Raw genomic sequence first — 7,268 nt, 5'->3', positions numbered from 1 at the left:
GATGACGTAAGCGGGGTGGTCCATGCGATGCGCGTCCGCACGGGTGAACCCGGGGCGCTCCGCATCCGTCAGATCCCCGCCGGGCAACGCGGCGACGAACGCGGCCACTTCGGGGGCGTCCAGCAGCAACGGTTCGGCGTCTTCCGGGAGTCGGTCGGCGGACGTCTCGGAGGCCAGCACGCACACGGGCCCCGTGTCTTCGAGCAGGAGTGCCAAGCGCTGTGCGGGCAGGTCGAGTTCGAGGGGCAGATAGGCGGCGCCCGTCTTCAGCACCGCGAAAAGGGCCGCCACCATGTCCGGCGTACGCGCGAGGCCGAGCGCGACCACGCGTTCCGGCCCGGCGCCGTGGGCTTGCAGCAGCCGGGCGATGCGGTTGGCGCGTTCGTTGAGCCGGCGGTAGGTCCAGGTGACCGCGTCGGGAGAGTCGGGGCGGAACACGAGGGCCACGGCGTCCGGTTCGGCCGCGGCTTGTTCCTCCAGCATCTCGGCGATCGTGATGTTCGGCAGCTCGTGCGCGCTGTCGTTCCAGGCCACCAGGGTTTGGTGGGACTCGGCTTCGGTGAGCAGTTCGTACTCGCCGATGCGCCGCTCTGGTGCGTCGCCGACCAGTTCCAGCAGCCGCACCAGCCGGGCGAGCAGCGTCTCGGCGGTCGCCGCGTCGAACAGATCGGCGGCGTACTCGATCGCGACCTCCAGCGGCCCGGTCGGGGCGCCGGTCTCGCTGGTCTCGCGGAACACGAAGTCCAGGTCGAACTTCGCGGTCGGCGGGGTGAACCGCGCGCCCTCGACCGCCAGGCCCGGGAACTCGACCGTGCCCACGGCCTGGTTCTGGTAGCCGACCATGACCTGGAACAGCGGGTTCCGGCCCTGCGAGCGCACCGGGTTCAGCGCCTCGACCAGGCGTTCGAACGGCAGGTCCTGGTGCGCGAACGCCCGCAGGTCGGTGTCCCGCATGCGGCCCAGGAGTTCGGCGAACGTGGGGTCACCGGACACGTCGGCCCGCGCCACCACGGTGTTGACGAAGAAGCCGATCAGGTCGCCCAGCGCCTCGTCGTCGCGGCCCGCGACCGGACTGCCGAGGGGGATGTCGTCCCCGGCGCCCAGGCGGTGCAGCAGCAGCGCCACCGCGCTCTGGAACACCATGAACGAACTCGCCCCCGCCGCACGCGCAATGCCGCGCAGCCGGTCCGCTGCCTCGGCGGGCAGCAGCGTCTCGACGGTGCCGCCGCGGTACGTCGCCATCGTGGGCCGCGGCCGGTCTGCGGGCAGCGCGATCTCCTGGGGGAGACCGGCCAGTTCCTCGCGCCAGTAGGCGAGTTGCCGGGTGTGCACGCTGTCCGCGTCGTCCGGGTCGCCGAGCAGGTCACGCTGCCAGAGCGTGAAGTCCGCGTATTGGACCGGCAGGTCGTCCCAGTCGGGGGCACGGCCCGCGTGCCGGGCGGTGTACGCGGCGGCCAGGTCGTGGGCGAACGGCCGGATCGACCATTCGTCGACGGCGATGTGGTGGAACACGGCCAGCAGCACGTGTTCTTCGGGGGCCACCGTGAACACCGAGACGCGCAGCGGCGGATCGGCGGCCAGGTCGAACGGACGGCGTACGGCCTCGGCGACGAGGGCGGCCACCCGGGTCTCGGCGGCTGCCCGGTCGGCGTCCGTGCTGTCGGTCGTGCTCGCGGTGCCCGTGCCCGCGCCGGCGACCGCGGAGACGGACACGAACTCGACGCCGAACGCGGGGTGGTCCGCCGAGACGAGCCGCTGGGCGAGGTGGTCGCCCGGATCGCCCACGGCGCCGGGGGACTCGACGCACACCGTGCGCAACGCCTCGTGGCGTGCGGCGACATCGCGTACCGCGGCGCGGAGAGCATCGGCGTCCAGCACGCCGCGCAGGCGTACCGCGACCGGCTCGTGATAGGCGGTGCCGGCGTCCGCGAACTGGCCGAGCAGCCACAGGCGGCGCTGCGCGTACGACAGCGGGACGTGCTCGGGGCGGTCGCGCGGGACGAGGACCGGGCGCGCGTCCGCGGGGTCGCGGTCCGCGAGCGGGCCCATGCGCTCGGCGAGCGCGGCCGGGCTGGACGCCCCGAAGACGTCCCGGATGCTCAGCTCCACGCCGAGCACGGAACGCGCCTTGGCGGTCAGCCGGGCGGCCAGGAGGGAGTGGCCGCCGAGGTCGAAGAAGTCGTCGTCGGCACCGACCTCCGCGACACCGAGCACTTCGGCGAACAGCGCGCAGACCGCCTTCTCCTCGGCGGTCTCCGGGGCCCGCCCGGCGGCTCGGACGGACGCCTCGGGCGCGGGCAGCGCACGCAGGTCCAGCTTGCCGTTGACGGTCAGGGGCAGGCGGTCGAGCACGACGAAGGCGCTCGGCACCATGTAGTCGGGCAGGCGCTCGCGCAGGTATTCGCGGAGGCGCGGGAGGAGGGTCCCGGCGTCGCGCGTCGCCGCGGGGTTGTTGGTGTAGGCGGCCAGGGTCGCCTTGAGCACGCCAGGTGCGTACGCCGCCACCGCGCGCGGGGCCGCCCGCTCGGGCGTGAACACCGCCTCGCATGTGCCGTCCGGACGCGACGACCAGGTGACGGCCACGTGGTGGCCGTGCCGCGCGCNCCAGGTGCGTACGCCGCCACCGCGCGCGGGGCCGCCCGCTCGGGCGTGAACACCGCCTCGCATGTGCCGTCCGGACGCGACGACCAGGTGACGGCCACGTGGTGGCCGTGCCGCGCGCCGAGAACGTAGAGATCCTCCGGCTCGACCGCGTCCGCGTGGTGCCGGTCCCGGGCGTCGCGCGCCTCGGCGACCGTGCCGCCGTCGGCGAGGACGCGGGCGGCCGCGGCCTCCCCGGCGAGGCGCGCGTTCGGGATGCCGGTGAGCCGCAGCGACTCCGGGGTGCCGTCGGAGCCTCCGGACGCCGCGTTCGCGGCTTGCAGGAGCTCCGCGAGATCGCTCAACCCGCCGTCCGGCCAAGGTACTTCGGCGGTCGAGGTGTCGCCGGATCCGATTCCTTGCGCGTCGAGGGAACCGACGGACGCCGAGGCGCGGTGCAGTACCGCGTCGTACCGGTGGCGCGAGAGCTCGTTGTGCTCGGTTCCGCGCTTGACCAGGACGTCCACCCCCGCAAGTCCGGGAACGTGCGCCGGAAGGGCGGCGAAGTAGCCGGGGTCGACCAGGAGTTCCTTCTCCCAGACAAGAGAGCGCTCGATCGCGGCCCGCACTTCGGTGTCGTCCGCCGCCGCGCCCGCGCGTTCGAGCTGGATCGCGGTGTGGAAGGTCCGGGCCAGGCGCAGGTCCCGCACGTCGCCGAGGAACACCGCCCCGCCGGGCGCCAGCAGTTCCACGGCCTGGCGCAGCACGTCGGTGAGGTAGTCGGCGCTCGGGAAGTACTGCGCCACGGAGTTGACGACGATGGTGTCGAAGAAGCCCTCGGGCAGGCCCGACAGGTCGTGCGCGGGCCGCACCCGCAGTTCCACCCGGGCCGCGAGCACCGGGTCGCGGGCCAGGTCCGCGCGCAGCTTGGCGATCACCGGAGCGGCGAAGTCGGTCGCCCAGTACGCCTCGCAGTCCGCTGCCAGACGTCCCATCAGGAGCCCGGTGCCCACGCCGATCTCCAGGATCCGGCGGGGTCGGTCGGCCGGGGCCAGGGCGGCGATGCGCGCGACCGTGGCGTCCCGCCACTCGCGCATGTGCTCCAGCGGGATCGGGCGCCCGTCGTAGCTGCTGTCCCACCCCGCGAAGTCCTCGCGGAACAGCGCGGTGCCGATCTCGGCGTACTCCGCGTCGTAGATCTGCTGCCACTCGGCCAGTTGCTCGGCCTCGCCCTCGGCGCCGCGCCCGGCGTCCGGGTCCGGCACGACGTACCCGACGAGTCGGGCCGCGCCGTCCGGGCCGGGCAGCGGGACGACGGCCGCGTGGGTGATGTGGGGGTGGGTGGTGAGGGTGGTTTCGATTTCGGTGGGTTCGATGCGGTGGCCGCGGATTTTGGTCTGGTGGTCGGTGCGGCCGAGGTAGTCGAGGGTGCCGTCGGGGCGGTGTCGGGTGAGGTCGCCGGTGCGGTAGAGGCGGCTGCCGGGGGGTCCGTAGGGGTTGGGGACGAAGCGCGCGGCGGTGTGCCCGGCGTTGTCGTGGTACGCGCGGGCGAGACCGGCCCCCGCGATGTAAAGCTCGCCGGGCGTGCCCTGCGGGACCGGCCGCAGGTGGTGGTCGAGCAGATAGACCTGCGTGTTGTGGATCGGGCGCCCGAGTGCGGGGGTCGGCGATTCGTCGGTGCCGGCGCCGAGGGTGTTGATGGTGTATTCGGTGGGGCCGTAGAGGTTGTAGCCGAGCACGCCGGGCGTCTCGCGCAGCGCGGACCACACCGTGTCCGACACCGCCTCGCCGCCGAGCAGTACCAGGCATGGCCGGTGCTCGCCGGTCAACAGTCCCTCGTCCAACAGGTGTTGGGCGTATGTGGGGGTGATGTTGATGACGTCGATGTGGTGGTGGTTGAGGTAGGCGGTGAGCGCGTGGGCGTCGCGGCGGAGTTGTTCGTCGCAGATGTGGACTTCGTGGCCTTCGACGAGCCAGAGGAGTTCTTCCCAGCTCATGTCGAAGGCGAAGGAGACGGTGTGGGCGATGCGCAGGCGTCGTCCTGCTTCGGCGACGACGGGGTCGAAGATATGGCGGCGGTGGTTGTACTGCATGTTCGTCAGGCCGCGGTACGGGGTGACGACTCCCTTGGGACGCCCGGTGGTTCCGGACGTGTAGATGACGTAAGCGGGGTGGTCCATGCGATGCGCGTCCGCACGGGTGAACCCGGGGCGCTCCGCATCCGTCAGATCATCGCCCGGCAGCGCCAGCAGTTCCGCAGCCGTCTCCGGGTCGTCGATGACGACCCGTGCCGCGTCCGGGTGTTCGGGGACCTGGCGCTCCACCGCCTGCGCGGTGAGCACGCAGACCGGGCCGCCGTCCTCCAGGAGGAGGGCCAAGCGTTGTGCGGGCAGATCGAGTTCGAGGGGCAGGTAGGCGGCGCCCGTCTTCAGCACCGCGAACAGCGCCGCCACCATGTCCGGCGTACGGGCGAGGCCGAGCCCGACCAGCCGCTCGGGACCGGCGCCGTGCTTGCGCAGCAGGCGGGCGATGCGGTTGGCGCGCTCGTTGAGTTCGCGGTAGGTCCAGGTGACCGCGTCAGGGGTGTTGGGGCGGAACACCAGGGCAACGGCGTCCGGCTCGGTCGCCGCCTGCTCCTCCAACATCTCCGCGATGGTGACATCGGGGAGTTCGTGGGCGCTGTCGTTCCAGGTCACGAGGGCCTGGCGGGACTCGGCGTCGGAGAGGAGTCCGATGCGGGCGACTGCGGCGTCCGGGTCGTCCGCGAAGCCGAGCAGTACGCGCTCGAACCGGTCGGCCAGGCGTTCGGCCTCCTCCCGGGTGAACGCCCCGGTGTGGAACATCACGCGGACGGTGGTCTCCTGACCCGGCGTCACCACGAACGACACCGGGTAGTGCGTGGCGTCGCGCACCTCGTGGTCGAGCACGCGGACCGCGCCGTCGGGGCCGTACCGCGTCGCCTTGTCGGGCAGCGGGAGGTTCTGCACCACGAAGAAGGTGTCGAACAGCGGTCCGGCGCCGACCCGGGCCTGGATCTCGGCAAGGCCCAGCTCCGGGTGGTCGAACAGCTCCGACTTCTCCTCGTGGACGCGGTGCCACAACGCGCGCGGCGGTTCGTCGGGGCGTACCCGCACACGCACCGGGACCGTGTTGAACAACAGGCCGACAGTGGTCTCCACGCCCGCGACCTCGGGGTGGCGGCCGGAGACCAGGGCGCCGAACACGCAGTCGTCGCGCCCGGTCAGCCGGGCCAGCAGCAGGCCCCACGCCGACTCGTAGACCGTGCCGAGCGTCACCCCGGCGGCCCGGGCGCGCCCGGCCAGGCGGTCGGTCAGGTCGGCCGGCAGCGTGCGGGCGAACTCCTCGGCGGACTCCGCCGTGGCGCCGTCCGCGTCATGGCCCGCCGGGGCCAGCCGCGTGGGCTCGGTGACGCCGTCCAGGTAGGCCGACCACACCGCGCGCGAGCGTTCCGTGTCCCGCTCGGCCAACCAGTCCAGGTATGAGGCGAACGGGGTTGCCGGACGGCGGAGTTCGGCGTGCGCGTCGGTGTAGGCGGCGAGGACCGACGACAGCACGAGCCCGCTGGACCACCCGTCGAGCAGCAGCACCTGCGAGGTCATCACCAGCCGGTACGCCTCCGGTCCGACCCGGAACAGCCCGAACCGGATCAGCGGCGGCCGCAGCGGATCCCACGGCCGGTCGCGCTCGGCGGCGGCGAACTCCTCGAAACCGCCGGCCGTTTCGGCCTCGTCGACGGCGTGGCGGAAAGGTGTGTCCCAGCGGCGCGGCACTACCGCGACCGAGGCATCGCCGAAGGGCACGAAGCCCGCGCGCAGGTTGGGGTACTTCTCCAGCACCACCCGCACCGCATCGGCCATGCGCTCCGGTTCGACCGGCCCCGCCAGGTCCAGTACGACCTGCTGGGTGTAGATGGCGCGCGAGGCCTCGTCCGTCTTGAGGAGGAACAACAGGCCTTCCTGCAACGCCGACAGCGGCAGGACGTCGGCGACCCCCGGGCCGCCCAAGGCCCGGTCCAGGGCACGGCGTTGCTCCGGCGTGACATCGAGTGCGGAAGGCGGCGCCGTGGCGGGGGCCGAACTCGTCTCGGCCGCGGCCCGGTTCGCCAGTGCCGCCCGGGTGAGGGCGGCGACGGTCGGATGCCGGAAGACGTCGCGGACCGTGAACGGCAGCCCCGCCGCGCGGGCCCGCGAGGCCAGGAGAGTGGCCCCGATGCTGTCGCCGCCCAGGGCGAAGAACCCGTCGTCGACGCCGACCCCGGGCATTCCCAGCACGGCGGCGAAGACCCCGGCAAGCGCGGTCTCTTCGGGCGTGCGGGGGGCGGCGTACGAGGCGGCGCCGTCGAACGCCGGTTCGGGCAGCCCGGCCCGGTCGGTCTTCCCGCTCGGCAGGAGCGGCAGGGCGTCCAGGACGACCACCGCCGCGGGGACCATGTGCTCGGGGAGCACCGTGCCCAGGTGGGAGCGGAGTTCGTCGGCACCGGGCGCCTGGGCGCCGGGCTCGGGGACGACGTACGCCACCAGGCGCGGGCCGCCGGAGGCGCCGTGCCGAGCCGCCACAACTGCCGCCGCCAGGTCCGGACGGGCCGTCAGACGCGCCTCGATCTCCGCCGGTTCGATCCGCACACCGCGGATCTTCACCTGGTCGTCGGTGCGGCCGAGGAACTCCAG

General features: G+C 73.2%; 1 protein-coding gene and 2 pseudogenes. All 3 read right to left on the bottom strand.

The features are described 5' to 3' along the window. Positions 1-2,484, bottom strand: a 2,484-nt coding sequence (locus ACRX5S_RS25415) for a condensation domain-containing protein (RefSeq protein ID WP_436775398.1), incomplete at its 3' end; no start/stop codon positions are given. Between the two features lie 548 nt (positions 2,485-3,032). Further along, positions 3,033-6,605 (bottom strand): annotated as a pseudogene (locus ACRX5S_RS25410) (non-ribosomal peptide synthetase); the annotation flags it as partial. Positions 6,606-6,725: 120 nt separating this feature from the next. After that, positions 6,726-7,268: pseudogene (locus tag ACRX5S_RS25405) on the bottom strand (AMP-binding enzyme); the annotation flags it as partial.

The organism is Yinghuangia sp. YIM S09857 (assembly GCF_051388915.1).
In the GTDB taxonomy this organism is placed as follows: domain Bacteria; phylum Actinomycetota; class Actinomycetes; order Streptomycetales; family Streptomycetaceae; genus Yinghuangia.
Note: the sequence above shows the minus strand (reverse complement) of the source record. Positions and strands in the feature narration are given on the sequence as shown.